22 protein-coding genes and 1 tRNA gene are annotated in these 25,405 nt (G+C 60.9%); 13 read left to right on the top strand and 10 right to left on the bottom strand.

The window, feature by feature from the left end:
- Positions 1-8: 8 nt before the first annotated feature.
- Both mgtE and NKI59_RS17185 read right to left on the bottom strand, forming a co-directional pair.
- Complete coding sequence (mgtE, locus tag NKI59_RS17190; protein ID WP_352705558.1) at positions 9-1,373, bottom strand: magnesium transporter; 1,365 nt, start codon at positions 1,371-1,373, stop codon at positions 9-11.
- Between the two features lie 271 nt (positions 1,374-1,644).
- Positions 1,645-3,534, bottom strand: a complete 1,890-nt coding sequence (locus tag NKI59_RS17185; RefSeq protein ID WP_352448904.1) for an ABC transporter ATP-binding protein/permease — start codon at positions 3,532-3,534, stop codon at positions 1,645-1,647.
- 629 nt (positions 3,535-4,163) lie between these two features.
- On the opposite strand from NKI59_RS17185, the gene NKI59_RS17180 reads away from it, so the two are divergent.
- Entirely contained in the window at positions 4,164-4,598 is a 435-nt protein-coding gene (locus tag NKI59_RS17180; protein ID WP_352448905.1) for a hypothetical protein, read from the top strand.
- A 6-nt stretch (positions 4,599-4,604) separates the two neighbouring features.
- Here NKI59_RS17180 and NKI59_RS17175 read toward each other — a convergent pair whose 3' ends face one another.
- Positions 4,605-5,282, bottom strand: coding sequence for a DsbA family oxidoreductase (locus NKI59_RS17175; protein WP_352471875.1), 678 nt, complete (start codon positions 5,280-5,282; stop codon positions 4,605-4,607).
- Between the two features lie 23 nt (positions 5,283-5,305).
- Positions 5,306-7,093, bottom strand: a complete 1,788-nt coding sequence (locus NKI59_RS17170; protein WP_502901074.1) for an extracellular solute-binding protein — start codon at positions 7,091-7,093, stop codon at positions 5,306-5,308.
- A 263-nt stretch (positions 7,094-7,356) separates the two neighbouring features.
- On the opposite strand from NKI59_RS17170, the gene NKI59_RS17165 reads away from it, so the two are divergent.
- Complete coding sequence (locus NKI59_RS17165) at positions 7,357-7,986, top strand: invasion associated locus B family protein (RefSeq protein WP_352448908.1); 630 nt, start codon at positions 7,357-7,359, stop codon at positions 7,984-7,986.
- Positions 7,987-8,111: 125 nt separating this feature from the next.
- Here NKI59_RS17165 and hspQ read toward each other — a convergent pair whose 3' ends face one another.
- Together hspQ and NKI59_RS17155 are read right to left on the bottom strand one after the other, a co-directional pair.
- The gene (gene hspQ / locus NKI59_RS17160) at positions 8,112-8,435 is read right to left on the bottom strand and encodes a heat shock protein HspQ (protein ID WP_023675043.1); all 324 of its coding nucleotides are present in this window, start codon (positions 8,433-8,435) and stop codon (positions 8,112-8,114) included.
- A gap of 221 nt (positions 8,436-8,656) precedes the next feature.
- Positions 8,657-9,865, bottom strand: coding sequence for a UbiH/UbiF family hydroxylase (locus NKI59_RS17155; RefSeq protein WP_352705554.1), 1,209 nt, complete (start codon positions 9,863-9,865; stop codon positions 8,657-8,659).
- Positions 9,866-9,968: 103 nt separating this feature from the next.
- Between NKI59_RS17155 and NKI59_RS17150 the strand changes: the two genes are divergently transcribed.
- From NKI59_RS17150 to NKI59_RS17115, 8 genes are all read left to right on the top strand, one after another.
- Positions 9,969-10,865, top strand: coding sequence for a DUF2182 domain-containing protein (locus tag NKI59_RS17150; RefSeq protein ID WP_352705552.1), 897 nt, complete (start codon positions 9,969-9,971; stop codon positions 10,863-10,865).
- Between the two features lie 13 nt (positions 10,866-10,878).
- A complete protein-coding gene (locus NKI59_RS17145; protein ID WP_352471871.1) occupies positions 10,879-11,493 on the top strand; it encodes a DUF1326 domain-containing protein in 615 nt (204 codons plus the stop codon).
- A gap of 35 nt (positions 11,494-11,528) precedes the next feature.
- Complete coding sequence (gene pcsA, locus NKI59_RS17140) at positions 11,529-12,305, top strand: phosphatidylcholine synthase (protein WP_502896505.1); 777 nt, start codon at positions 11,529-11,531, stop codon at positions 12,303-12,305.
- Between the two features lie 18 nt (positions 12,306-12,323).
- The gene (locus tag NKI59_RS17135; protein ID WP_352448914.1) at positions 12,324-13,301 is read left to right on the top strand and encodes a quinone oxidoreductase family protein; all 978 of its coding nucleotides are present in this window, start codon (positions 12,324-12,326) and stop codon (positions 13,299-13,301) included.
- A 152-nt stretch (positions 13,302-13,453) separates the two neighbouring features.
- Positions 13,454-15,046, top strand: coding sequence for an ABC transporter ATP-binding protein (locus NKI59_RS17130; RefSeq protein WP_502893792.1), 1,593 nt, complete (start codon positions 13,454-13,456; stop codon positions 15,044-15,046).
- Positions 15,043-16,155 (top strand): ABC transporter permease, encoded by a 1,113-nt coding sequence (locus NKI59_RS17125; protein ID WP_352636755.1) that lies wholly within the window; start codon positions 15,043-15,045, stop codon positions 16,153-16,155. Before NKI59_RS17130 ends, NKI59_RS17125 begins: the two co-directional genes overlap by 4 nt.
- Entirely contained in the window at positions 16,155-17,129 is a 975-nt protein-coding gene (locus NKI59_RS17120) for an ABC transporter permease (RefSeq protein ID WP_352705550.1), read from the top strand. Before NKI59_RS17125 ends, NKI59_RS17120 begins: the two co-directional genes overlap by 1 nt.
- Before the next feature lie 47 nt (positions 17,130-17,176).
- A complete protein-coding gene (locus NKI59_RS17115) occupies positions 17,177-18,244 on the top strand; it encodes a BMP family ABC transporter substrate-binding protein (RefSeq protein WP_352705549.1) in 1,068 nt (355 codons plus the stop codon).
- Positions 18,245-18,307: 63 nt separating this feature from the next.
- On the opposite strand, the gene rimO is transcribed toward NKI59_RS17115, so the two are convergent.
- From rimO to NKI59_RS17095, 4 genes are all read right to left on the bottom strand, one after another.
- Positions 18,308-19,621, bottom strand: coding sequence for a 30S ribosomal protein S12 methylthiotransferase RimO (gene rimO / locus NKI59_RS17110; protein WP_352705547.1), 1,314 nt, complete (start codon positions 19,619-19,621; stop codon positions 18,308-18,310).
- Between the two features lie 151 nt (positions 19,622-19,772).
- Complete coding sequence (locus tag NKI59_RS17105; protein ID WP_352705545.1) at positions 19,773-20,432, bottom strand: TerC family protein; 660 nt, start codon at positions 20,430-20,432, stop codon at positions 19,773-19,775.
- Between the two features lie 190 nt (positions 20,433-20,622).
- A complete protein-coding gene (locus NKI59_RS17100) occupies positions 20,623-21,030 on the bottom strand; it encodes a DUF930 domain-containing protein (protein WP_352456770.1) in 408 nt (135 codons plus the stop codon).
- Positions 21,031-21,312: 282 nt separating this feature from the next.
- Positions 21,313-21,402 (bottom strand) — tRNA-Ser (locus NKI59_RS17095).
- A 460-nt stretch (positions 21,403-21,862) separates the two neighbouring features.
- Between NKI59_RS17095 and NKI59_RS17090 the strand changes: the two genes are divergently transcribed.
- The 3 genes from NKI59_RS17090 (at position 21,863) to NKI59_RS17080 (ending at position 25,350) form a co-directional block, all read left to right on the top strand.
- Positions 21,863-22,594 (top strand): hypothetical protein, encoded by a 732-nt coding sequence (locus tag NKI59_RS17090; protein ID WP_352705543.1) that lies wholly within the window; start codon positions 21,863-21,865, stop codon positions 22,592-22,594.
- 270 nt (positions 22,595-22,864) lie between these two features.
- Positions 22,865-24,088, top strand: a complete 1,224-nt coding sequence (locus NKI59_RS17085; RefSeq protein ID WP_352705541.1) for a septal ring lytic transglycosylase RlpA family protein — start codon at positions 22,865-22,867, stop codon at positions 24,086-24,088.
- Between the two features lie 131 nt (positions 24,089-24,219).
- Positions 24,220-25,350: a D-alanyl-D-alanine carboxypeptidase family protein gene (locus NKI59_RS17080; protein ID WP_352705675.1), complete on the top strand. Its 1,131-nt coding sequence runs from the start codon at positions 24,220-24,222 to the stop codon at positions 25,348-25,350.
- Positions 25,351-25,405: the final 55 nt, after the last annotated feature.

Here is a 25,405-nt window from a genome sequence, read left to right as displayed (position 1 = left end):
GAGTTTTCTTACAGCAACGTTCCGCGCAGGATCGCCAGCGCCACAGAAAAATAGATCACCAGCCCGGTGACGTCGACCAGCGTGGCGACGAACGGGGCCGATGCGCTGGCCGGGTCGAAGCCCATGCGCTTCAGGGCGAACGGCAGCATCGATCCAGACAACGAGCCGAAGGTGACGATGCCAACCAGCGTGGCGCCGATGGTCATTGCGATCAGCGGCCAGTGCGGGCCGTAGTCGTAGAAGCCGAGATACTGCCAGAGCGCGATGCGGCAGACGCCGACCACGCCAAGAATCGAGCCAAGCACCAGGCCGGTGGGCAGCTCGCGCAATGCCACCCGCCACCAGTCGCCAAGGCCGATCTCGCGCAGCGCCAGCGCCCGGATGACGAGCGAGGTCGCCTGCGAGCCGGAATTGCCGCCGGAGCTCATGATCAATGGAATAAATAACGTCAGCACGATCGCCTTTTCCAGCTCGCCCTCGTAGCTCTGCATCGCGTTTGCGGTCAGCATCTCGCTGATAAACAGCGCGCACAGCCAGCCGGCGCGTTTCTGGATCATCGCCAGAAAGCCCATCTTCATATAGGGCTCGTCGAGAGCCTCCATGCCGCCGAAACGATGCACATCCTCCGTCGTTTCGTCCATCATCGTGTCGATAATATCGTCGATGGTAACGATGCCGAGCAGTTTGCCGTTGTCCACGACCGGAACGGCGAGCAGATCATATTTCGAGATCAACTGAGCAACCTTTTCACTATCGGTCAGCGGTGAAACGGTGATAGGCGCACGATCCGGCGCGATTGCCATGATCAGCTCGTCGGGCCCGCCAGCGATAAGTCGACGCAGGCTGGTCGAGCGCAACAGGACATGCGTTTGCGGATCGACGATGTAGATCGCGTAGACGGTTTCGCGCGTCCGCTCCACCTTGCGGATATAATCCAGCGTGCGGGCCACGCTCCAGTCCGGCGGCACGCTGACATATTCGGTCGTCATGAGCGAGGCGGCGCTGCCTTCGGGATAGCCGAGAATGGCAAGCAGCGTCGCGCGCAGCGGTGGCGCCAGGCCACCAAGCAGTTCGGAACGAGCCGGCTCGTTCAGATCGCGCAGTATGTCGGCGGCGCGGTCGACCGACATGGCGGCAAGCAGTCTGCCTGCCTTGATGCGGGGCAGCGCCTCGACCAGTTCGGATGCGCCGTCGAGTTCAGGCTGGTCGAAGATCTCGACCAGCCGCTCGAACGGCACTTCGCAAAGCAGCTCCGATGCCGTCTCGCGGGGCTCCTGGTTCAAGGCCTCGACGATGTCGGCGACGTGTTCGTTGGCAAGTACGCGAGCGATGGCGATGGCATCGCCGCCCGCGACAGGGGAAAACTCGTTCATGGCTCACTCCTTGCCGTCCGGCAGGACGTGAGCCTGTCAGGCCACGTCAAGCGGACGGCGGTTGCGTTCGACTGTGACTGTCGCCAGGCATGGCGCGGTGACCTTTCTGCTCGCGGGTTCGAGTTGAGATTCTGCAAGCCGGCGCAACATAGGAGCGCGCCTTGCCGAGTCAATCGCGAGAGCGGGTTAAAACGGCGGCAAACCGGCGGATCGCGAGACTGTGATCGGGCGACGTGGCAGGCTGGCTGGACACTGGCAATGGTGCCCGCGGCTATCTCTGCTTCAGCCGGCGGGGAAAGCGCAGCCATTTGTCCTCGGCCGGCCGTGTCGGCTGCGTGAGGATGGTGGTGAGCTCGACCGGCAAGCTCGGAACCAGCGGCTTCTTGGTAGCGACGCCGTCGGCGATCGCAACCACGCTGTGGTAGAATTCGGTGCCCGCGAGCGATCTCGGCGGCGTCGCCTCATGCATGATCGAGATCACCGTTGCATCAGGGCAATTGTCCTTGATCGCCTGATGGAAGGCGATCCGTCCTTCGGGATCGAGCGCGCCGGTGGCTTCATCGAGGAACAGCAATCCCGGCTGCTGCAGCACGATGCGGGCGACAACCAGCTTCTGCTTCTGCCCACCCGAGAGAACCTGATCCCAGATCTTTCCTTCACGGCTCTCATCAGCCAGATGCTCGATGAAGTCGCCGAGACCGGCCTTGTGCAGGGCGGATGCGACCTGCACGTCGGCGTAATCATGCTCGGAACCGGGCAGGCAGACCAGTTGCTTCAGCGAAACCTGCTGCAGCTTCACCTCCTGAGCGGCGTAGAAACTCCTGACCCCTTCCGGGAAGACGATGGTGCCGCGGCCATAAGGCCACAGGCCGTTGATCGCCTTGATCAGCGAGGTCTTGCCGCAACCGGATTCGCCCTTGAGGAAAGTCCACTCGCCACGCCGGAAGCGCAAGTTCGCGGCACTCAGGAAGGGCGTTGCGTCCTCGCCCTGATGCGCCAGTTCGAGCTTCTGGATGGTCAGGCCGAACACCGGGTTCTGGTGGTCGTAGCGGAACTCGGATCGGCCGGTCTGCTGATAGAATTCCTGCGGGTGCTGGACGTTTTCGATTGCCTGCGCCAATTCGATGACGCGCTGGCTGTTGGCGCGCAAGGTGGCGATCTCCGGCATCACATGGATGAACCACGAACAGTTGCTGATCAGCTTATCGACCTGGCCGGAAGCTGTCAGATAACCCTTGAGGTCGAGGCCGTTGTGGATGAAAGGCACCAGCCCGGGCCCGAAAGCGACAATCTTGGCACCGATGAAATTATAGATCAGCTCGAACGAGGTGTAGCCGGTATTGACGATGTTCAGTCTGGCCCAGGTACGGTCAATGTCTGCATAACGCTGGCTGTGTACAGTCTTCTGCACATTCTCGCCCTGCGATGCGGCGACATGAAAACTGCGGCGCAGGAACGTGATCAACTCGCTGCGGTAATTGCCTTCGGCCTGCTGCATTCTGACGTTTAGCCACTCCAGCATTCGGCCGAGTTTCAACGCGATCCAGGTGTTGAACGGCACATAGACAGCGATTGCCAGGAGAGCAAGGACGGCGCTGCCGTAGCTGCCGAGAAACTCCAGCCCCTTCACCTCGACAGAGTTTTTCAGCAATTCGCCGCCGAGAAAGTAGAACGAAGCGAAGACGCCTAGCACACCCGAAGCAAGCCCGATGGCTCCACCGGTCATGGCCTTGATGGATTCCTGCACGCGCTGGTCGATATTGTCGGGAGCTGCATTCCCGGAAGAGCCATGCTGGGCATGGAAATGCGAATGATTGGAGTCGAGCAAGGCCTCGTTGAATCGGCTATCCAGCCAGCCACGCCATTTGCGATGCAATGTCTTGGAAACAAGGTTGCGAATGCCGGCAATAACCAAGTCCTTGAGCACGACCAGCAGCACCAGCCAACCGGCGTTGGTCAGTATTGTCTTAAGTGGCGTCGTGTTCGCGGCATCGTGGAAAAAAGCGATCGAAGCCGCCAGCTCGGCCCCAGCCACCGTAAACCAGACGTCGGCTTTGCTGGACAGCGCGATGATCAGCGCGATCACCAGCGTCAGCGTCCAGGCTTCCCTCCAGCGGTCCGAGAACCAGTAGACCCGCATCAGCCCCCAGAAGCTGCGCATCGAAGATACGGGCGTCAGGGGCGACTGCCTTGCGGCACCGCGGAGCCATTTTTCCGATATTGAATGTCGCGTTGGTCTATCGACCCGAATCACTATCCCGCCCAAACGATTTTTCTTTTGTTACGGACAGTAACACCAATTGATCATTTTCCATTAGCTTTTCACCAGTCGCAGGTGGCTTAGCTTGCCGGCCGTTGCAGTGGAGCAACAGAATGAATGATCACGGCGCTGTGCCGTCACGTTTCGAGGGGCGGAATACCAACGCAATTTCAAATAGTTACCTGCCTGCGCCCGAGCAAGTAGAGATCTTCCCCAAGGGAAGGTCTTCACACAGCTTTGTGAACATAGAAGCGCCTTCCAGCGGCCGATCTTCACAGCCTGAACCGCCTTCACGGCCAGTCCGGCCTCGTCGGCGGCCAGGACGTGACCGTAATGATTCGTGTTTGAAGCCGCCTTGTCAGGAACCCGTAATCGGCCAAGCAATGACTTTGCCGACACAGTCCAGGATGCGGATCAATATCAATTGGCCCGTGCTTTTTTAAAAGCGCGCCCAAACCTCGTTTGACAAAGATGCGCTTCGGATCGAACCTGCCGGACGCATCCAGGTTTGAACCGGGGGGAAGTTCTTCATGCTTGCACGGACATTGTTTGCGGCGATGCTCGCAACGTTCGCCTGGCTGCCGCAAACATATGCCGGCAGCCAGGCCGTTCCCGCAAACGCCGAGGGACAGATCGAGTTCAACACGCCGTCCGGCAATATTGGCTGCATCTACACACCGAAGGGCGGCACCAGCACCTACGAGCCGCAGGATGGCGGACCGGAACTGAGTTGTTCGCGCGTCGAGCCCAGCTACGTCACGATCATCCTCGGCCCGAAAGGCCCGGCGACGCTGATCAAGAATCCGGGCGAGCAAGGCTGCTGCGGCGGCGTCACCAGGCTGGCCTACGGCAACAGGTGGAGCAAGGGGCCATTTTCCTGCCAGTCATCCACCAAGGGATTGACCTGCACCGGCAAGCATGGCCATGGCTTTTTCGTCAGCAAGGCCAAGGTGACCGTGAAATAGTCCGACTCAGTTCGCTGTTTCCAGTTCGCCGCGTGCCTTGGCCGCGGCGACCTGGCGGAGTGCATCGGCGAGCGTATCGGCGTCCTGGGCACCCATCACCGCATATTTGCCTTCAAGCAGAAAGCACGGCACACCCGATATGCCCATGCGCGAAGCGGTGGCGATTTCGGTGCGCACGGCCTCTACATCGGCGTCGGTCGGCAGAAGCGTTTCGACCACGGACGCATCCATGCCGGCCTCGCGGGCGGCTTCGATCAGCACGGCATGATCGCCGAGATTGGCGCCTTCCTCGAAATTCAGCTGGAACAGCCGGCGCACCAGCCGGTTCTGAATGGCCTCGCCGGCCGTGCCGGCCCAGCGAATGAGACGGTGCGCATCCAGCGTATTGGGCGCGACCTTGATGGCGTCGAATGCGAAGGAGATGCCTTCAGCCTCGCCCAGCGGTTCGATCCGGGCATGGATTTCGCGGATGCGTTGCTCGCTGCCGAATTTCGCCACCATATAGTCGCGGCGGTTCTTGCCTTCGGGCGGGATTGTTGGGTCGAGTTGGAAGGGCCGCCAGCGTATGTGAACGTCGATATCGACGGCGGCAATCGCCTTGTCGAGCCGTTTCTGGCCGATAAAGCACCAGGGACACACGACGTCGGAGACCACATCGACGGTAATCGAGCTCTCGTCGTTCATCTTGATCTCCTGTTGTGAAGAGGTCACTTCGGTTTGCGCCACCAGGTCGGCAACTGATAACCGTATATGGGCGTCTTTTGCGGATGTTCCAGATAGTTCCAATAAGCGAGCCATTGCTGGTTGTTGTGCTGCGTCGGCACCATGTAATTGCCGGAGATCAGCAGCCGGTCGAGAACGCGGACGGCCGCTACATAGTCCTCCTTCGAACGAGCTCTCAGCATCGCCTCGATCGCCGCATCCACTGCGGGGTCGGCGACACCCGCCAGGTTGAACGAGCCTTCGGCCTTGGCGGCAGCGGATCCCCAGCGCCCGGTTTGCTCGATACCGGGCGACAGCGAGTTGTTGAAACCGGTCGAGCCGACCAGCACCTCGAAATCGAAACGCTGCTTGCGCGACTGGATCTGATCACCGTCGAGGCTGCGGATGCCGACATCGATGCCGAGCTTCTCAAGGGTGCGCTGATAGATAGCGGCAAGTCGCTCTTCGTCCTGCGAGGCGGTCAGGATCTCGAAACCGAACGGCTTTCCCTCGGGATCGAGCATCGCGCCGTCCTGCACCGTATAGCCCGCGCTCTTCAGCAGCTCGAATGCCGCCTTCAGCACCTTGCGGTCCTGGCCGGAGCCGTCGGTAGCGGGCGGCCTGTAGGTGCCGTCCATGACATCTGCGGGCACTCGGCCGGGGTAGGGGGCCAGCAGGGCGTTTTCCTTTTCGCTGGCCGGGTGGCCGAGCGCGGACAGCTCGGAATTCTGCCAAAAGCTCATCGTGCGCGTGTATTTGCCGCCGAACAGATTCTTGTTGGCCCATTCGAAATCGTAGAGCATGCCGAGCGCGCGCCGCACGACCGGATTGGAAAATTTCGGCAGCCGCGTGTTGAACAGGAAACCGTTGACCACCGGCGGAATGCCGGTATCGAAAGTTTCGGCGATGACCTCGCCCCTGTGGAAGGCCGGAAAATCGAGATCGCGCTCGCGTTTGACCGGGTCGCTGTCGTCGTCAATGGCGCAGATGCCTTTCTTGAACGCTTCCTGCTTGGCGTTGGCGTTGAGGAAATATTCGATGGTGATCTGGTCGTAATTGTCGAAGCCGCGCTTGGACGGCACGTCCTTGCCCCAATAGTCCGGATTGCGCTTGAACACGATGCGCTGACCGGGCACGACTTGCGCCACCGTGTAAGGCCCGCTGCCGATCACCGGCTTTAGCGTCGTCCTGTCGAAGGTGTCCTTGTTGAAGGCGTGTTTCGGGATGATCGGCGTCAGCGCAATGATCAAAGGAAATTCGCGGTCGGCCTTGTCGTTGAAGGTGAAGCGCACACTGCGGTCGCCGGTCTTTTCGAGCTTGGCAATCGCTTTCATTCGCTGGCTGTAAGGTGGGCGGCCCTTCTCGGTGAAGACGTCATAGGTAAACAACACGTCTTCCGGCGTCACCGGCTCGCCGTCCGACCATTTGGCGTTGGGATCGAGGTGGAATTCGATGCTCTTGCGCTCGGGATCCATGTCGGCGGTATCGGCGAGCAGGCCGTAGAGACTGAAGGCCTCGTCGTAGTTGCGCTGCATCAACGGCTCGAAGACAAGATTGCCAAAGGCTTGATCCATCATGCCGCGCGCGGTGGTGCGCAGGCTTCTCAGGATGAACGGATTGAGATTGTCGAAGCTGCCGACGACGCAATAGGTAATGCTGCCGCCTTTCGGCGCGTCGGGATTGACGTAGTTGAAATGCTTGTAGTCGGCCGGCAGCGCCGGCTCGCCCTGCATGGCAAGCGCGTGCACCGGTTCCGACAGGGCCGGCTGCAGGGAAAGGCCGACAAACAACATTGCGGCGATCAGCCAAACGACAACGCGGCCCATGACCGTCTCCTTCCCGATTCGATGCGCAGCATACATGAGCCGGTCGTGCACCGGCCAACCCTTGAGCCTATCCCTTGGCCAAGATTCGCGAGACCCGGGCTGGATTCGGCACCGCTTGCAGTGTAACACGCCGTCCGAAGTCATTCTGTTGCCTCATTTCGGCAACAGGTAGCTGGACCACACGGCATGAAAAAAGCCGGTTCCGGGATCATTTGAGAGGAATGCACGACATGACGAGCCTGAACAGCAACGCGTACCGCCTGTCGGTCATGGCCGCTGGCGTGGTCGGCATTCTGGGCGCCGGGATTCCCGCTGCTTCCGCGCAGCAGCAACAGCAGATTCCGCAAGGCTGGTTCAAGGCCTGCACCAAGCAGGAAGACGTCGACATCTGCAATGTCCAGAACATCACCACCGCCGGCAACGGCCAGCTCATCACTGGCGTCAGCCTGATCGAATTGAAGGGCAAGGTGAACCGCAAGGTGTTCCAGGTGACGGTTCCGACCGGCCGTCTCGTTCCTCCCGGCATCGGCCTCCAGATCGACGGCGGCAAGGCGCAGAAGCTCGACTATGTGATTTGTTTTCCGGATCGCTGCGTGGCGGAAGTGCCGCTGAGTGATCAGCTTGTCGCATCCTTCAAGAAGGGATCGGCGCTGACGCTCACCTCGGTCAATTTCCAGAACCAGCCGAACCCGATCAAGATTGCGCTGACCGGCTTCAGCGGCGCCTTCGACGGCCCGCCGCTGCAGCAGTCGGACATCGAGGACCGGCAGAAGAAGCTCCAGGAGTTCGTCGCCAAGAACAATCAGGACTTTGCCAAGAAGCTCAAGGAAGAGCAGGAAAAGGCGAAGGCCGCCAACTGATCGACGGGTTTTCGAACCAACAAAAAAGCGGGGGGCTCATACCCCGCTTTTTTCGTTTGGACCGGCCGTTTGTCGCGTTCAGCCAAGTCTCAAGCCAGTCCCAGCCCAGCCAGATCCCGGCTAAGTCAATGTCTCAATTGGTGCTTCGGCTCGTAGCGCCCGTCCGGCTTCTTGTCGAACATTTCACCAATCTGCGGATGCCGGACCGGTTCGCCCGACCGGTCCTCGAGTAAATTCTGCTCGGACACATAGGCGATGTATTCCGTTTCGGAATTCTCGGCGAGCAGATGATAGAAAGGCTGGTCCTTGCGCGGCCGCACGTCAGCGGGGATCGCCTCGTACCATTCGTCAGTATTGGCGAATTGGGGATCGACGTCGAAAATGACGCCGCGGAACGGAAACAGCCGGTGCCGAACCACCTGTCCGATCGAGAATTTGGCTGTCTTCATCGCACTCACCACTTGAACTTCTTGAACGCCACGCATCCTGGAACACGCAAGGAACGCTCCAGGACTTTAGATTCTTACGCACCGGTCCGGCAAAGACTGGCCCAGACCTTAAGGTCGACATCGTCATTATTTGGCGCAGACGCCGCGTCAATTCAATCCCGATCCCCTTGATGCCGGGTTGAGCATCGCGAGATGCGGATCAAGGGCGGTGGCCAAGATCGCTATCGCTCAGCCGGTTTTCGCAATCCGCCAAAAAACGCCGCAAAACCGCTGCCGGGTCGAAGACCCTCGCGCATGAAAAACGCCCGTAACGGCGCAAACCCCTCAAGCGCGCCCAGGCCAGCGCTGCGCACCAGCTGGGCCGGCAGCATATCGGAAAGCAACGACATGTTGAGCAGGTTGACCGCGCTGCTGCGCGCCAGAATGTCCGGCCGCCGCTTGAAATCATAGGCTGCAAGCGCCTTGGCGGCGCCCGGGTCCGAGCGGTTTCTGCTTGCGGCACCAATCAGGTCGTCGATGTCCCGGATGCCGAGATTGAGGCCTTGCGCGCCGATTGGGGGAAACACGTGGGCGGCTTCACCGACAAGTGCCACGCGGCGCTGCGCAAACCGCCACGGGCTCACCGCTGAAAGTGGGTAGATCTGCCGGCCGGGCTCAACCGACACGCGGCCCAACATCGATTGCATTCGCTGTTCGACCCGCGTCGAAAGCTCGGCGTCGTCGAGTGCTGCAAGGTCCTTGGCGATATCGGGTTCGAGCACCCAGACAAGGCTGGACCGGTTGCCGGGCAGGGGAACCTGTGTGAACGGACCGGTCTCGGTGTGGAATTCGGTCGAGGTGAAGGCATGGTCGCTGCGGTGACCGAAATTGAGCACCAACGCCGCCTGCGGATAGGATCGGATCGAGGTCCGGATGCCGGCTGCCTCGCGGGCCGGCGACTGACGGCCATCGGCGGCAACTGCCAACGATGCCTCAACCTCGCTGCCGTCGGCGAGAACGGCATGGGCATGGTCGGCATCGAGGCGCCATGCCTCCACCATCGACTTTCGCCATTCGATGCCCGAATGCGCGACAGCCTCGGCTAGCGTGCGGTTGAGAACGCTGTTGGGCAAGTTCAGCCCGAATTGCTCTTCGTTGATCTCGCTGGCGCGAAAGGTCACTGTCGGGCTGCGGATCAGCCGGTTGGTTGCGTCAACGATACGCATCACCTTGAGCGGCGCTGCGTGCGGCCTGATTCCGTCGAAGATCCCTAGCCGTTCGAACATCTTCAGGGCAGGGTTCATCAAGGCTGTCGTCCGGCCGTCGGGGCCGGCTGCATCGGGTCCGACGAGCGTCACGGGAAAGCCGGCCTCGGCAAAGCCAAGCGCCGCGATCAGCCCCGCAGGGCCGCTGCCGGCGACCAGTATCCGTGCTGTTTCCCGATGATTCAAATTCGGCTTCCGGATTGCGAGGTGAGGCCCGTCCGACCTGCTGGTCCATATAGGTCAGGTGATGCGGCTTGATCAACGCGGCGATTCGGCCCATTCGGTTGCCATGACCGGCCAACAAGACGATTTCAGCCACCTCGACGGCACCGGCCGCGCGATGGCGAGCGTTGCGCGCAGCCCTCGACTGACCGTGAGCGTTGTTGCCGGCATGGGCATCGCCCTTGCCTGGCTCCTTCTCGGCGCAATGGCAGTTCGGGGGGCGGTGAGCCGGCTCCCGGGCGCTGATGTACCCGGCGACGCCGTGCTGGAATACCTGCCGCAACTGCCGTTGCCGGATTTCCTTGCGCGTTTCTTCGCCCTTTGCCTTGCGCCGGCGCCGCTTCGCGCAAGCGTAGGCGCGCAAGGCGGGGCACTCACCGCGATGTGGCTGTTGATGGCCATCGCGACCATGCTGCCCTCCGCGGCGCCGATGATCCGCACCTATTGCGAGATCGCAGATACCGCCAGGATCAAGGGGGAACCCGTTGCCCATCCGCTGATCCTTGTCGCTGGATATTTGAGCGTCTGGCTTGCCGCCTCGGCAATATTCGCTGCCCTGACGCTCGCAGTCCATGCATTCGTGTCATCCGGGCAGATGCTCGATCCGCTGCTTGGAATTGCCGGAGCAGCCGCGCTGTCGATCGCTGGTCTCTATCAGTTCAGCTGGCTGAAGGAAGCCTGTCTGGAGAAGTGCAGAAATCCGTTCTCGGTCCTGTTCGCCAACTGGAGCGCCAGGCCCATTCGCATTTTCCGGCTCGGTATGGAGCAGGGCCTGTGGTGCCTTGGATGCTGCTGGGCGCTGATGCTGGTAATGTTTGCCGTCGGTGTGATCAACGTGTTCTGGATGGCGCTGATCGGCTTGTTCAGCCTGGTCGAAAAACAGACGGCAGGCAATCTGCCGACGCGGTTGGGCGGTGCGATACTGCTTGTCTGGGCAGCCGCGCTACTAGTAGTCTCGGCATGAGGGGGAGAATTCGATGACAGATCAAAACTGGGCAATGAAGGGAGAGCTCATCCTTTCCTGCAATTGCACGGTTTTTTGCCCTTGCGTTCTGTCGCTCGGCAATCATCCGCCTACGGAAGGCTATTGCCAAACCTGGGCGGGGTTCCGGATCGATGCCGGCCATTTCGGCGAGGTCGACCTGTCCGGTCTCAATCTTGGGCTGGTCATGGAAATCCCCGGTTATATGAGCCGCGGCAACTGGACGGCGGGCCTGTTCATCGACAAGCGCGCCTCGGTTTACGCTGTGAAGGGACTGACGAAGATATTCACCGGCAAGGCCGGTGGAACCACATCGCTGCTCTCCATCCTGGTCGGACAGTTCCTCGGCGCCGAGCAGGTGCCGATCACCTACGAGACGCGTGAAAAAACACGCATCTTTCAGATACCGAAGATCATCGATGGTGCGGTGACGCCAATCACCGGCAAGGATCGCGATAAGGATACGGTCATCAGCAATTCGGAATACTGGATTGCGCCGGAAATCATCGTCGCCAAATCCGACAAGAGCAAAATGCGGGCCTTTGGCCGCAACTGGAACTTTGCTGGCCGTTCGGCCGAAATCTGCAAGCTGGACTGGCGGGGCCCGTGAGCAAGAAGACGACGGCCAGGAAAATCGCCGACCGGATTCCGCGGCCGAAGAAGAAAGTCACATGGCCTCAGGCGCGGGCGTTCTCGGTCCATCTCTTGACCGCGTCGGGCTCATTCCTGGCGTTTCTGTCGCTAGTGGCAGCAAGCGAGCAGCGCTGGACGGCGATGTTCTGGTGGCTGGGGCTGGCGCTTTTCGTCGACGGCATCGACGGGCCGATCGCCAGGAAGCTCGATGTCAAGGAAATCCTGCCGACTTGGTCGGGCGAACTGCTCGACAACATCATCGACTACGTGACCTACGTGTTGATTCCGGCCTTCGCGCTCTATCAGCGCGGTTTCATGGGCGAGCGCCTGTCGTTCCTGTCGGCGGCGATCATCGTGGTGTCGAGCGCAATCTACTATGCCGATACCGGCATGAAGACGAAGGAGAATTTCTTCAAGGGCTTTCCGGTCGTCTGGAACATGGTGGTGTTCACGCTGTTCGTCATCGAGCCCGGACAATGGGTTTCTTTCGCCGTGGTCGTGGTGGCCGGCATTCTCACCTTCGTGCCGATCAATTTCATCCATCCGGTGCGGGTGAAGCGGCTGCGGCCAATCAATCTCGGCATGACGCTGCTTTGGTGCGCTTTCGGCGCGCTGGCGCTGGCGCAGGCCGCACTTGCCTCCTTCTACGACCAGATCGGCGTGCTGGGCGAGCAGGTCAGCGATTTCATCAAGTTCGGGATTACGTTCACCGGGCTTTACCTCGCCTGCATCGGCGCTATCATGCAGTTCTTCCCAAATCTCGGCGCCAAGCCGGATAAGAAAGCCTGATCCCAAGAGAGCCAGAAAATGTCCAAAGCGATCCGCATCCATGCCCATGGGGGCCCGGAGGTCCTGACCTATGAGGATGCCGATCCCGGGCAGCCGGGCTCGGGACAGATCCTGGTCAAGCATACCGCGATCGGTCTCAATTTCATCGACGTCTATTATCGCTCTGGCCTTTATCCGCCGCAGGGCGGATTTCCGCTGATCCCTGGCGGCGAGGCGGCCGGCGTGGTCTTGGATGTCGGCTCGGATGTCGACTGGCTCAAACCCGGCGATCGCATCGCCTACGCCGTGACGACCGGCGCCTATGCCGGGCAGCGCGTGATCCCCGCCGACCGCGTGGTGAAGGTGCCGGACGGCATCAGCGACGAACAGGCCGCAGCCATGATGCTAAAGGGCATGACCGCCGAATATCTGTTGCGCCGTACATTCAAGGTGAAAGCCGGCGACACGATCCTGTTTCATGCGGCGGCCGGCGGTGTCGGGCTGATCCTCGGCCAATGGGCCAAGCATCTCGGCGCGACAGTGATCGGCACGGCGAGTTCCACCGACAAGATCGAGCTCGCCAAGACGCATGGCTTCGACCACGTGATCAACTATCGCGAACAGGATTTCGTGGCCGGCGTTGCCGCTATCACCGGTGGCAAGAAATGCGACGTTGTCTACGATTCAGTCGGCAACGACACATTTCCAGCCTCGCTCGATTGCCTGCGGCCGCTCGGCACTTTCGTCAGCTTCGGTCAATCGTCTGGGCCGATCCCGCCCTTCAGCATCTCGTTGCTGGCGCAGAAGGGCTCGCTGTTCGCAACGCGGCCGACGCTGTTCGTCTATAATGCCAGGCGCGAAGACCTCGAGGTTTCCGCCGCCGCCTTGTTCGACGTGGTGCTCAGCGGCGCCGTCAAGATCAAGATAAACCAGCGTTACGCGCTCAGCGAGGCCGGCAAGGCGCATTCCGATCTCGAAGGGCGCCGGACCACCGGGACAACAATACTTATCCCTTAGGCGCCCGCCGTTTCGGGCCGCCGACCCCGCCGTTCTTGCGAACTGCTCTTTACCGCTTGAGTTTCCGCTGAAATTCTTGAAGCTCTTTCAAGTCGTGAGGCGCTTACCGTAGAGAGCAGCCCGCGCATACGATGCTTGCGGGAACACAGAACATGTCTGGCAAACCAGATGGAGGCACCGTGAGTGCAGATCAGGACGGCGCAAACTTGCTTGAGGTTCGCGGCCTCACAAAGATATTCGGCACGTTGACGGCGTGCGACCATGTCGATCTCAACATTGCCAAGGGTGAGATCCACGCGTTGCTTGGCGAGAACGGCGCCGGCAAGTCGACCCTGGTGAAAATGCTGTTTGGATCGCTGGAACCGAATTCCGGCGAGATTTTCTGGAATGGCCAGGCGGTCAGGATCACCAGCCCCGGTACCGCAAAAAAGCTCGGCATCGGCATGGTTTTCCAGCATTTTTCGCTGTTCGAAGCGCTGACGGCGGCGGAGAACATCGCGCTGTCGCTGGATGATGGCTCGCCGATCAGCACGATCGCGGCCAAGGCGAGGGCGCTCTCCTACAGTTACGGCCTGCCTCTCGATCCGCTGTCGCTGGTCGGTGATCTGTCGGTCGGCGAGCGTCAGCGTATCGAAATCATCCGCTGCCTGCTGCAGACGCCGCAACTCATCATACTCGACGAACCAACTTCGGTGCTGACGCCGCAGGAGGCCGATAAGTTGTTCGAGACGCTCGAACGGCTGCGTTCGGAAGGAAAGTCCATCCTCTACATTTCGCACCGGCTGGAAGAGGTCAAACGGATCTGCGACCGCGCCACCGTGCTGCGTCACGGCAAGGTGGTCGGCCATTGCAATCCGCGCCAGGAAACCGCGTCTTCGTTGGCGCGGATGATGGTCGGCAACGAAGTGCTGGCCGTGGTGCGGGCGCCGGCCGAGGGTATCGAGACCGCGCCGGTGCTGCTTCAAATCCGCGAACTCACCCGCAAGCCAGCGACCCCGTTCTCGATCCCGCTCAGGAACATCAATCTCGAGGTCCGCGCCGGCGAGGTGATCGGCATTGCCGGTGTGGCCGGCAACGGCCAGGGCGAATTCTTCGAATCCGTTTCCGGCGAGGTGCTGCAGCAGGATGCCGGCTCGGTCCGCATCCGCGGCAAGGATGCCGGCGGCCTCACCATCACCGGCAGGCGTCTGATGGGCGCTGCCTTCGTCCCGGAAGAGCGGCTCGGCCATGGCGCAGCACCGCGCATGAAGCTTTCGGAGAACCTGCTTCTGTCGCGCCACGCCACCGATGGCAAGATGTTTGTCGGCGCCGGTGGAATGGTCAAGGGCGATGCGATCCATACCGCTGCCCAGCGCATCATAAAGGCAATGGACGTGCGCAAGAGCGCGCCGGATCCGGAGGCTGCGGCTCTTTCGGGCGGCAATCTGCAGAAATTCATCGTTGGCCGCGAACTCGACCGCCGGCCGAGCGTCTTGGTGGTCAATCAGCCGACCTGGGGGGTCGACGCGGGTGCGGCGGCCCACATCCGCCAGGCGCTGATCGAACTGGCGCGCAGCGGCTCGGCGGTGCTGGTGATCAGCCAGGACCTCGACGAGCTGTTCGAGATTTCCGATGCGATCACGGTCATGCACAATGGCGAACTGTCGAAGCCGCTGCCGATAGCTGAAGCGACGTTCGAGAAAATCGGGCTGCTGATGGGCGGCGCCGAACCCGGTCATGCCGAACATACGCTGGAGACGGCCTGATGCGCCTCGAACTTGTAAAACGCCCGCAGCGCTCGATGCTGTTTTCGGCACTCTCGCCTTTCATCGCTTTCGTTTTGACGATCATTGCCGGTGCCATCATGTTCGCGCTGCTCGGCGTCAACCCGTTGACCGCGTTCCGCATCTACTTCATCGAACCGATCAGCCAGGTCTGGCAGTTGCATGAGCTGGCGATCAAGGCCGCCCCCCTGATCCTGATCGCGGTCGGACTGTCGGTCTGCTACAAGGCCAACATCTGGAACATCGGCGCCGAAGGCCAGTTCATCCTGGGCGGCATTGTCGGCTCGATCATCCCCGTGCTGTTTCCGCAGTTCGAAGGCCCATTGGTGCTGCCGCTGATGCTTCTGCTCGGCATGGTCGGTGGGGCCGCCTATGCTGCAATCCCGGCACTGCTGAAGACGCGCTTCAACACCAACGAGATCCTGACCAGCCTAATGCTGGTCTATGTCGCCCAGCTCTTCCTCGATTGGCTCGTACGCGGGCCGTGGCGCGATCCGCAGGGCCACGGTTTCCCGCAGACCATCCAGTTCAACGACTCGGCCATACTGCCGGAACTCCTCCCGGAATCCGGCCGGGCAAACTGGGGATTTGTCTTCGCGCTGATCGCGGCGATACTGATCTGGATCCTGATGAGCCGTATGCTGAAAGGCTTCGAGGTCCGCGTGCTCGGCTCAAGCCCAAGGGCAGGGCGCTTCGCCGGGTTTGGCCTTAACCGCATGGTCTTCTTTGCCTTCCTGCTGTCGGGCGCACTGGCCGGACTTGCAGGGATTTCGGAGGTCTCGGGAGCCATCGGACAATTGCAGCCGGTGATCTCGCCCGGCTACGGATTTACCGCTATCATCGTGGCATTTCTCGGCCGGCTCAATCCGCTCGGCATCGTCGCCGCAGGCCTTGTGCTGGCGCTGACCTATCTGGGCGGCGAGGCAGTGCAAAGCGCGCTCGGCATCTCCGACAAGGTGGCGCGCGTGTTCCAGGGCATGCTTTTGTTCTTCGTGCTCGGCTGCGACACGCTCATCCATTACCGCATTCGCCTGACCGGCTTTTCCGCGCCGAAGCTCGAGGCAGCGCCGAAGCTGGAGGAAGCCCGCTGATGGACATCACCGTCAACATCCTCTTGACCATCGCGACGGCGGCGACGCCGCTGCTGATCGCGGCGATCGGCGAACTGGTGGTCGAACGTTCGGGTGTACTCAATCTCGGCGTCGAAGGAATGATGATCATGGGTGCCGTCGGCGGTTTCGGCGCCGGCTATCTCACCGGCTCGCCTTGGATAGGGCTGTTGGCGGCAATCACCCTGGGGGCAGTGTTCTCGCTTCTGTTCGCCGTCATGACGCTGTCGCTGGCCACCAATCAGGTGGCCACCGGCCTGTCGCTGACACTGCTCGGCCTCGGCCTTTCCGGCATGATGGGAACGAATTTTGTCGGCCAGCCCGGCGAAAGGCTGCCAAACCTCGATATTCCCGGCCTGACCGCAATCCCGGTCGTTGGCAGGCTGCTGTTCGGCCAGGATCCAATCTTCTACATCTCGATCGCGCTGACCGCCGCCGTCATGTGGTTCCTGTTCAAGACCCGCACCGGGCTCACGCTGCGCTCGATCGGCGACAGCCATGCATCCGCCCATGCGCTTGGCATCCACGTCATCCGCTACCGCTATCTCTCAGTGATTTTCGGCGGCGCTTGTGCCGGCCTCGCCGGCGGTCACCTATCGCTGGTCTACACACCGCAATGGGTGGAGAACATGACCGCCGGCCGCGGCTGGATCGCGCTGGCTCTGGTCGTCTTCGCCTCCTGGCGGCCATGGCGGGTGCTGGCCGGCGCCTATATTTTCGGCGCGATCTGGGTTGGCCAGCTTCACGTCCAAGCCATTAATCTGCAGGACTTCGTCGACGCGCCCTGGTTGCTCTACAAGTTAATTGCGTTCTTAAAATCGTTTCCCTCGCAACTGCTTTCTTCGCTGCCCTATCTGGCAACCGTCGTGGTTCTCGTTCTAATCTCGCGCAACAAGCGTTTGACGATGATGAACACGCCGGCCTCCTTGGGCCAGCCATTCGTTCCGGATCGTTGACAACAAAAAGACGGAAGCTCCAAGGCTTAACTCAGAGAGGTAACACAATGAAAAAACTGCTTATTGCCCTGATGGCGACGACGGCCGCATTGTCGCTGGCGGCATCCGCCCAGGCGGCGGACAAGCTGAAGGCGTGCTGGGTCTACACCGGCCCGATCGGCGATTTCGGCTACTCCTACCAGCACGACCAAGGCCGCCTCGAGGTGGAAAAGGCACTCGGCGACAAGGTCGAGACCGCCTATCTCGAAAACGTCTCCGAAGGCCCCGATGCCGACCGCGCCTTCGAGCGCCTGGCGCGCGAGGGATGCAAGATCATTTTCGGCACGTCCTTCGGCTTCATGGACCCGGAAGTAAAGATCGCCAAGAAATTCCCCAAGGTGATGTTCGAGCACGCCACCGGCTACAAGACGGCCGAAAATCTCGGCATCTACAATGCGCGTTTCTACGAAGGCCGCTACGTGCTTGGCCAGATCGCCGCCAAGCAATCGAAGTCGGGCGTCGCCGGCTACATCGTTTCCTTCCCGATCCCGGAAGTGGTGATGGGCATAAATTCCTTTATGCTCGGCGCACAGTCGATCAACCCGAACTTCAAGGCGAAGATCGTGTGGGTGAACTCCTGGTTCGATCCGGGCAAGGAGGCCGATGCTGCCAAGGCATTGTTCGACCAGGGCGCCGATATCATCGTCCAGCACACCGACTCGACCGCTGCCTTGCAGGTGGCGGAGGAGCGCAAGCTGCACGGCTTCGGGCAGTCCTCCGACATGATCAAGTTCGCGCCGCACGCGCAGCTGACCGCGCTGACCGACGAGTGGGGTCCCTACTACATCAGCCGCGTCAAGGCGGCGCTCGACGGCACCTGGAAGCCCGATAATGTCTGGCTCGGCATTAAGGACGGCGCCGTCAAGCTGGCGCCGTTCACCAACATGCCCGACGACGTCAAGGCGATGGCCGAAGCCACCACCAAGAAGATCGCCGACGGCTGGAACCCCTTCACCGGGCCGATCGCCAAGCAGGACGGCACACCTTGGCTGAAGGAGGGCGAGGTCGCCGACGACGCCACGTTGCTCGGCATGAATTTCTACGTGAAGGGCGTCGACGACAAGCTGCCGCAGTAGGCGGTCGGAAACATATCGAACGAAAGGGCGCCACGCGGCGCCCTTTTCATTTTGGACGGAATATCAGACTGCTGAGCCGTAAAGGTCGTAAGCGTCGGCGCGCTCGATCTTGACCGTGACGATGTCGCCGGCGCGCAGTGGCCGCCGCGACTGGATATGGACCGAACCGTCGATTTCGGGCGCGTCGTATTTGGTCCGGCCCTTGGCCGAATTGCCATGCGCCTCGTCGATCAGGACCGGCAGGCGCTTGCCAATTTTCTTGGTTAGCTGCGTTGCCGAAATCTTCTGCTGGCGCTGCATGAAGCGGTGCCAGCGCGCTTCCTTGATCTCCTGCGGCACTTGCTCGAGGCCGAGCTCGTTGGAGCGGGCGCCTCTGACCGGCTCGTATTTGAAACAGCCAGCGCGGTCGATCTTGGCCTCGTCCAGCCAGTCGAGCAGCATGTCGAAATCGTCATCCGTCTCGCCGGGGAAGCCGACGATGAAGGTGGAGCGGATGGCAAGGTCCGGGCAGACGTCGCGCCAGCCGCGAATGCGCTCGAGCGTCTTTTCGCCATGAGCGGGCCGGCGCATGTTCTTCAGCACCTGCGGCGAGGCGTGCTGGAATGGGATATCGAGATAGGGAACGATCTTGCCTTCGGCCATCAGTGGGATGACGTCTGCGACATGCGGGTAGGGATAGACATAGTGCATGCGCACCCAGACACCGAGCTTGCCCAGTTCTTGCGATAGATCGAGGAATTTCGCCCGCACTTCGCGATCGCCGAACATGCTGGTCTGGTATTTGATATCGATGCCGTAGGCGCTGGTATCCTGTGAGATGACGAGGATCTCCTTGACCCCGGCCTTGGCCAGCTTCTCGGCTTCGCGCAACACGTCGGCCGCCGGCCGCGATACGAGGTCGCCACGCAGCGCCGGGATGATGCAGAAGGTGCAGCGGTTGTTGCAGCCTTCCGAAATCTTGAGATACGCATAGTGGCGCGGCGTGAGCTTGACCCCTTGCGGCGGCAAAAGGTCGATGTGGGGATCATGGCTCGGGGGGGCAGCCTCATGCACCGCCGCCATCACGCTTTCATAAGCTTGTGGTCCGGTGATGGCGAGGACGTTCGGATGTCTTTCACGGATGACGTCCGGCTCGGCGCCGAGGCAGCCGGTGACGATAACTTTGCCATTCTCCGAAAGTGCGGAGCCGATGGCGTTGAGCGATTCGTCGCGAGCCGAATCGAGGAAGCCACAGGTGTTGACGACGACCAGGTCGGCGCCGTCGTGCTTGCGGGCGATCTCGTAGCCTTCGGCGCGCAGGCGGGTGATAATGCGCTCCGAATCCACAAGGGCTTTCGGGCATCCAAGGCTGACGAAACTGACGCGAGGGGCGGACATCTAAGCTTTCCGGATTTTCAGGATTGGCGGCGCAGTATCACACTTGTCGCGGCATTGGTATGGGCAGCGGCTGCGGCGAAACGCAACCGCCAGCGTCGCCGAAGGCTCGCCGAAGCTGAAAGGCCGGCCGATGAGAATTCGAGTCGGCGTGTCAGCTCACCGCACTGCTGACATGCGGCAAGACTTCCACCGCGCCCCGGTAGATCATATCGAGTGCGACATAAAAGATGATCAAAAGGCCGATATAGGCGATCCAGCGATGGCGGTGCAGCAGCTTGGCGATGAAGCTCGCGGCAAGGCCCATCAGCGCGATCGACAGGACGAGGCCTATCACCAGCACCTGGAAGTGATCGCGCGCCGCGCCGGCGACCGCCAGTACGTTGTCGAGCGACATCGACACGTCGGCGATGACGATCTGCAATGCCGCCTGACCCAAGGTCTTCTTGCGCGCCTTGCCGGCCACCATATCATCGCCGTTGATATCGGAATTGGACAGCGCTTCGGTCGCCTCCACCTCGTCGGCATACGACGTGCGCAGCTCGCGATACATCTTCCAGCACACCCACAGCAGCAAGATGCCGCCGGCCAGCAGCAGGCCGACAATCTGTAACAGGGTGACGGTGATCGCAGCAAAACCGATACGCAGCACCGTCGCCGCCACCACGCCGATGAGAATCGCTCTCTTGCGCTGCTCGACCGGCAAGCCCGCCGCGGCCAAACCGATGACGATGGCGTTATCGCCTGCAAGCACGAGGTCGATGGCGATGACCTGGAGCAGGGCCGAGAAGCCCGCGGCAGTGAAAATTTCCATCGACTGGAAGTCCCTTGCTGGTTGGCCGACCGTTCGCGTCGAATGCCTGGAGGGCCTAACGTGTATGGTTCCTGCGCGTCAAGGGACTGGTTGGAACAAGGTCGGCAAACCGCCCGTTATTGCGGCAATATACAGAGTTTGCGACGATCGGCCCGAACACCGGCAAAATGCGGCCACAGGTCGCGAATGCCTAGTTATAGAGATTGTATTTGGGCCAGTCGCTTTCCGGAATTTCATCACCGATCCGATAGCGGAGCTGCAGGACTTCCATATGGTCCGGCGCTGTTTCGCATTTGAATTTCAGCCGGTACCACTGTCCCTTGCTGCGAAACGCAGCACCCGGGCTCTTGATCGCATCGGCGCCCATTTCGGGCGTCGCAAAAGCGTAGGCGACGACACGATCGGCTTTGTATTTGTGGTCGTCGCGGGTAATCCGGTCGAGAATTTCGGCGTCGCATCGCTGCTCCAGCCGGGTTTGCGGATCGAGTTTCAGCAGGCCGGCGCGCAATGCGCTGTCCATTGCGCTGGCCGGCCAAGCCACTATCGTCCATGCGAGGACCGCAGAAAATAGTTTATTCATGGGCGGGAGAAGCACCATATTCGGGCGGAGAAATCAACCCGACGAAGCGCGGCTGCGCGGCGGGTGACAGTCTTCGCTTTGTGGCAGGTTGTTGATTACGCAATAGTATCACCGGTACTTTGGTATCGTTGCCATGATCAGCACCTGTCGCATTTCAGCGACGCGAGAGGTGGCGCGCGGCATGGGGCAGAGCGGCGGTTCTCCCCTAACCGGACCGGCCTGTTAAACCCAGGCAGTCGAGAATCCGACGAGCGGAAAACTCGACGTCATGCCTGCAGGATTGAAGAAATTGGACGGATATGGCGGAGGGAGTGGGATTCGAACCCACGGTGGGCTTGCACCCACGCCGGTTTTCAAGACCGGTGCCTTAAACCGCTCGGCCATCCCTCCAAGGTGATTTTTCAATCACTTAGGATATCGCGAGAGGAGCGGGTTCGAGCTGTCGGTACCGGATTGGCACCAGGACGTTCCCCGACCGGTTCGCGCTCCATTCCTGTAAAGCCGCATTCAACGCCAAGTCAACCGTGGCGGCCGCACCTTTCGGCGCGATCCAGGACGGTGAGCAGCGTCATGGCGAGCTGTGTTTGTGCTGAGTGTGGAAAATCGTTTTTAAAACCCGCACGGACTATTAATCGTTGAGCGCTGATATGTGGAGCGCATTAGGCACATGTAAGTAAATCGTATTCTGGAGTTGATTTTGGCCGTACTTGGCGCTCTCCCGCCCGGTCTTCGCTGTAGACCAATCCGCGAAACCGACTGGGAGGGAGTGGTTGATTGCCTGTGCAGGGGCTTTCCGGCGCGTAACCGGAGTTACTGGATACACGCTCTGACCCGCTTGTCGCAGCGGCCTGTGGTTGCCGAGTTCCCACAATATGGCTTTGCTTTGGAGCATGCCGGTCGGATCGTCGGCGTTGTGCTCACCCTTTATGCTCGCTATCAGGGGTCGGAGAGCGAGGAAATTCGCTGCAATCTTTCAAGCTGGTCAGTCGATGCAGAATTCCGTCCTTATGGCGCCATGTTGGTTGCGGCGGTTCTCAAGCGGAAGGACGTGACCTACACGAACATTTCGCCTGCACAAGCGACATTGAAAGCCAACCGGGCGCTCGGCTTTCGGCTCTTCTCCAGCGGACAATTTACCTTCTTGCCGGCTTTGAGTTCGGCGCAGCGGTCATGTCGCGTGGTCGAAGTGCGTCCCGATCTTCCGGAATTGGCTATGCTGCCCGAGAGTGAGAGATACATACTCTCGGAACACGCCGCGCTGGGCTGCCTGTCGTTGATCTGCATTTGCGACGGAGCAGCGTTCCCCCTGGTATTGATGCCGCGCCGAATGTTGCACGGTGTTATCCAGTGCCATCAGGTCATCTATTGCCGCTCGCTTGCGGATTTGAGCCGCTGCGCCGGTGCGATGGGGCGCTTTCTCTTGCGAAGCGGAATCCTGGTTTGCTTTGTCGACGCCAAGGAGCCGATTCCAGGTTTGGTGGGATGGTACCGGCCCAACAAGGGGCTGAAATACTTCAAGGGTCCCAGACCACCCGCACCTGGAGATCTGACGTTCACCGAGCTTGTGATCTTCGGTCCCTGAATCTGCGCTCGCAGCCAGGCCAGCCAAGGGCAACGCGCCACGAACCGCATTGCTGATCGATCAGCGATGATTTTCATGCCGATCAGCGAGGCGGTCCGTGCCACAATCTCGCCCGGTTCCGACCACAATCGGTTAATACGGTGATAAACAATTCCTGCGCACAAAAAGGATTGGGGTAGGGCGTCGCCGGCGTTTCTGGAGTGGGTGCTTTGGCATCGCTGACGTTCATGCTGCGGTGCCTTCGTCGATGCTATAGGGGACAATCAAAATATGCAGACCACGGCGCGCCCGCGTCTTCGTCGCGCTTCCGCTTTCGCGCTGTTTGCCTTGTCGGCAGCCTTTCTTGCAGCATGTGCCGGGCCGCAGCAAAAGGCGATGGTCAACAAGAAACCTCGCTCCAAGGAATATTTTTCCGAAGCCGAATACGGCGTGAAAGCCAGCCCGCGCGTCATGTTCAAGACGTCTCGCGGACGCGACCAGCTCGGCAAGCCCTATCAGGTGCGCGGCAAATGGTATTATCCGAAGGAAGACAAACGTTACGCCAAGGTTGGCCTCGCATCCTGGTACGGTGAGGCCTTCCACGGCCGGTTGACCGCCAACGGCGAAGTCTACGACATGGCAGATCTGACGGCGGCGCATCCGACCATGCCGCTGCCGAGCTATGCGCGGGTCACCAACATGAAGACCGGCAGCTCGGTGATCGTGCGCGTCAACGACCGCGGACCCTATCATGATGGACGCATCATCGATGTGTCGAAGCGCGCTGCTGAAATGCTCGATTATGCCAACATCGGTACGGCCGAGGTGAAGGTCGAATATGTCGGCCGTGCGCCGCTCGAAGGCAATGACGGGCAGTATCTTATGGCTTCGTATCGTCCAGGCAACAGGGCGCCGGATCCGTCGGACGGCCTGCCCAGCGGTGTCATGGTCGCGATGAATGGGCCGTCGCCAAGCCTGCCGGTGAGCGCTGCTGCCGTGCCGTTCCCCGGTCAGCTGACGAATTCCGGGCAGGGATCCGATGCAGGACCTGTCATGGCAGTGCAAGCATCTGCTTTGGGAGACATTGTACTGCCCGATTTCGGCCCGATCGTGCCGGAGCGCCCGGAGATCAACCTGCCGGCGCAATCGCCGTTCACCGTGGCGTCGCTGTCTTACGCGGACGAGCGCGTGCAACGCGCCTCCAACGCGTTTGCCGAGCTGGATGGCGCCGGCATGTCGCCCGCCAAAATTCTTCAATCGTGGAAGCGGCAAGCCCCTCCAGCCGGGTCGCCCACCGCCTATGTCGCGGCGGGTTCATTCGAGAATGCCGCCGAAGCGGAGCGTGTGGCGGCCCAGCTTTCCAGCTTCGGCAAGACCGAAATCCAGCGCTCGGAACTTGAAGGCAAGGACTGGTACTCGGTCAACCTCTTTGCCGACGGTCGTGGCAGCCTGGACGAGATGCTGCAGGCAGCGTGGTCGCATGGTGCGCCGGATGCGCTTGCTGTACGCAACTGAGCTCGGGGCTGCCTGGTTTTTTCGCGCGCGATTGATCCGCCAGGCAAAAGCCTGATAGCTTCTGCCAACTTGCAAAAGCGCCGGCTCACTGGTCGAACCTGATGAAATCTTTTCACCCTTTCACCGGGCTTATGGCGCTCGGCCTGCTGCTGCTCTCGCTTGCGCCGGCCTCAGCTCAGCTTTTCGAGACCAAGGCCGCGCAGGCCTTCATGATCGATGCCGAAACCGGAACCGTGCTGTTTTCCAAGGACGCCGACAGGTTGATCCCGCCGGCCTCGCTGGCCAAGCTGATGACGATGGAAGTGGTTTTCGACGCCATCAAATCAGGGCGCATGACGCTCGATGACACCTTCGTGGTGAGCGAGAACGCCTGGCGCAAAGGCGGCGCTCCTTCGGGGACATCGACCATGTTCGCCAAGCTCAAGTCGACGATCCGGCTGGAAGACCTGATCCAGGGCGTGACCGTGCAGGCGGCCAATGACGGCTGTATCGTCATCGCTGAAGGGATGGCCGGGTCCGAAGCAAACTTCGCGGCGCAGATGACCGAGCGTGCCCGCCAGATCGGCTTGCAGAAATCGACTTTCGTCAATTCCACCGGTCTGCCGGCCGATGGGCAGCAAACGAGCGTTCGCGAACTCGCGCTTCTGGCGCTGCATATCTGGCGCAACTACCCGGATCTCTACCGCTATTACGGCCAGAAGGATTTTACTTGGAACAAGATTTCCCAGAGGAACCGCAATCCGCTACTGGCCATGGACATAGGCGCCGACGGGCTCGCGGTCGGTGCCAGCGAGCGATCCGGGTTCGGCATTGTCGGCTCGGTCAGCCACAACGGCACAAGGGTGATCGCGGCGATGAGCGGCCTGGCAAACGACCGTGAGCGTTCTGAGGAAGCGCGAAAGCTGCTCGACTGGGGCGTTCGCTCCTTCGAGAAGACTGAAGTATTCGCCAAGGACGAAGTGGTTGGCGAAGCCCAGGTCTTTGGCGGCGCCAAGTCCGGTGTCGCGTTAAAGGCAAAAGGACCGGTGCAGATCTTCCTGCCGATCACCAACCGCGACAAGCTCACCGCCAGGATCGTCTATGACGGACCGGTGGCAGCGCCGGTGGAGGAGGGGCAGCCGGTGGGTACGCTGCGCGTCTGGATCGGCGATACGCTGAGCCAGGAGACGCCGCTGTTTGCCGCCGAGTCGATCGGTGTCGGTTCGCTGCCGCAGCGCGCGCTCGACGCCGCCAAGGAACTGGCCGTCGGCTGGCTGCGTTAGCACCGTCGCGGTGGACCTTTTTTCCCGCCGGGACTATACGGTCCCCGAAGTATGG

Source organism: Mesorhizobium sp. M0598 (assembly GCF_040320865.1).
Classification (GTDB): Bacteria; Pseudomonadota; Alphaproteobacteria; order Rhizobiales; family Rhizobiaceae; genus Mesorhizobium.
This window is presented reverse-complemented; position numbering and strand designations above follow the sequence as displayed.

Coding starts and splice junctions, on each gene's coding strand:
- NKI59_RS17085 (WP_352705541.1), top strand. CDS start 22,865: ATGCAGACCACGGCGCGCCCGCGTCTTCGTCGCGCTTCCGCTTTCGCG.
- NKI59_RS17100 (WP_352456770.1), bottom strand. CDS start 21,030: ATGGTGCTTCTCCCGCCCATGAATAAACTATTTTCTGCGGTCCTCGCA.
- NKI59_RS17145 (WP_352471871.1), top strand. CDS start 10,879: ATGACAGATCAAAACTGGGCAATGAAGGGAGAGCTCATCCTTTCCTGC.
- mgtE (WP_352705558.1), bottom strand. CDS start 1,373: ATGAACGAGTTTTCCCCTGTCGCGGGCGGCGATGCCATCGCCATCGCT.
- NKI59_RS17150 (WP_352705552.1), top strand. CDS start 9,969: ATGACCGGCCAACAAGACGATTTCAGCCACCTCGACGGCACCGGCCGC.
- NKI59_RS17135 (WP_352448914.1), top strand. CDS start 12,324: ATGTCCAAAGCGATCCGCATCCATGCCCATGGGGGCCCGGAGGTCCTG.
- NKI59_RS17175 (WP_352471875.1), bottom strand. CDS start 5,282: ATGAACGACGAGAGCTCGATTACCGTCGATGTGGTCTCCGACGTCGTG.
- NKI59_RS17170 (WP_502901074.1), bottom strand. CDS start 7,093: ATGTTGTTTGTCGGCCTTTCCCTGCAGCCGGCCCTGTCGGAACCGGTG.
- NKI59_RS17130 (WP_502893792.1), top strand. CDS start 13,454: ATGTCTGGCAAACCAGATGGAGGCACCGTGAGTGCAGATCAGGACGGC.
- hspQ (WP_023675043.1), bottom strand. CDS start 8,435: ATGAAGACAGCCAAATTCTCGATCGGACAGGTGGTTCGGCACCGGCTG.
- NKI59_RS17115 (WP_352705549.1), top strand. CDS start 17,177: ATGAAAAAACTGCTTATTGCCCTGATGGCGACGACGGCCGCATTGTCG.
- NKI59_RS17165 (WP_352448908.1), top strand. CDS start 7,357: ATGACGAGCCTGAACAGCAACGCGTACCGCCTGTCGGTCATGGCCGCT.
- NKI59_RS17180 (WP_352448905.1), top strand. CDS start 4,164: ATGCTTGCACGGACATTGTTTGCGGCGATGCTCGCAACGTTCGCCTGG.
- rimO (WP_352705547.1), bottom strand. CDS start 19,621: ATGTCCGCCCCTCGCGTCAGTTTCGTCAGCCTTGGATGCCCGAAAGCC.
- NKI59_RS17120 (WP_352705550.1), top strand. CDS start 16,155: ATGGACATCACCGTCAACATCCTCTTGACCATCGCGACGGCGGCGACG.
- NKI59_RS17105 (WP_352705545.1), bottom strand. CDS start 20,432: ATGGAAATTTTCACTGCCGCGGGCTTCTCGGCCCTGCTCCAGGTCATC.
- NKI59_RS17185 (WP_352448904.1), bottom strand. CDS start 3,534: ATGCGCAGCTTCTGGGGGCTGATGCGGGTCTACTGGTTCTCGGACCGC.
- NKI59_RS17080 (WP_352705675.1), top strand. CDS start 24,220: ATGGCGCTCGGCCTGCTGCTGCTCTCGCTTGCGCCGGCCTCAGCTCAG.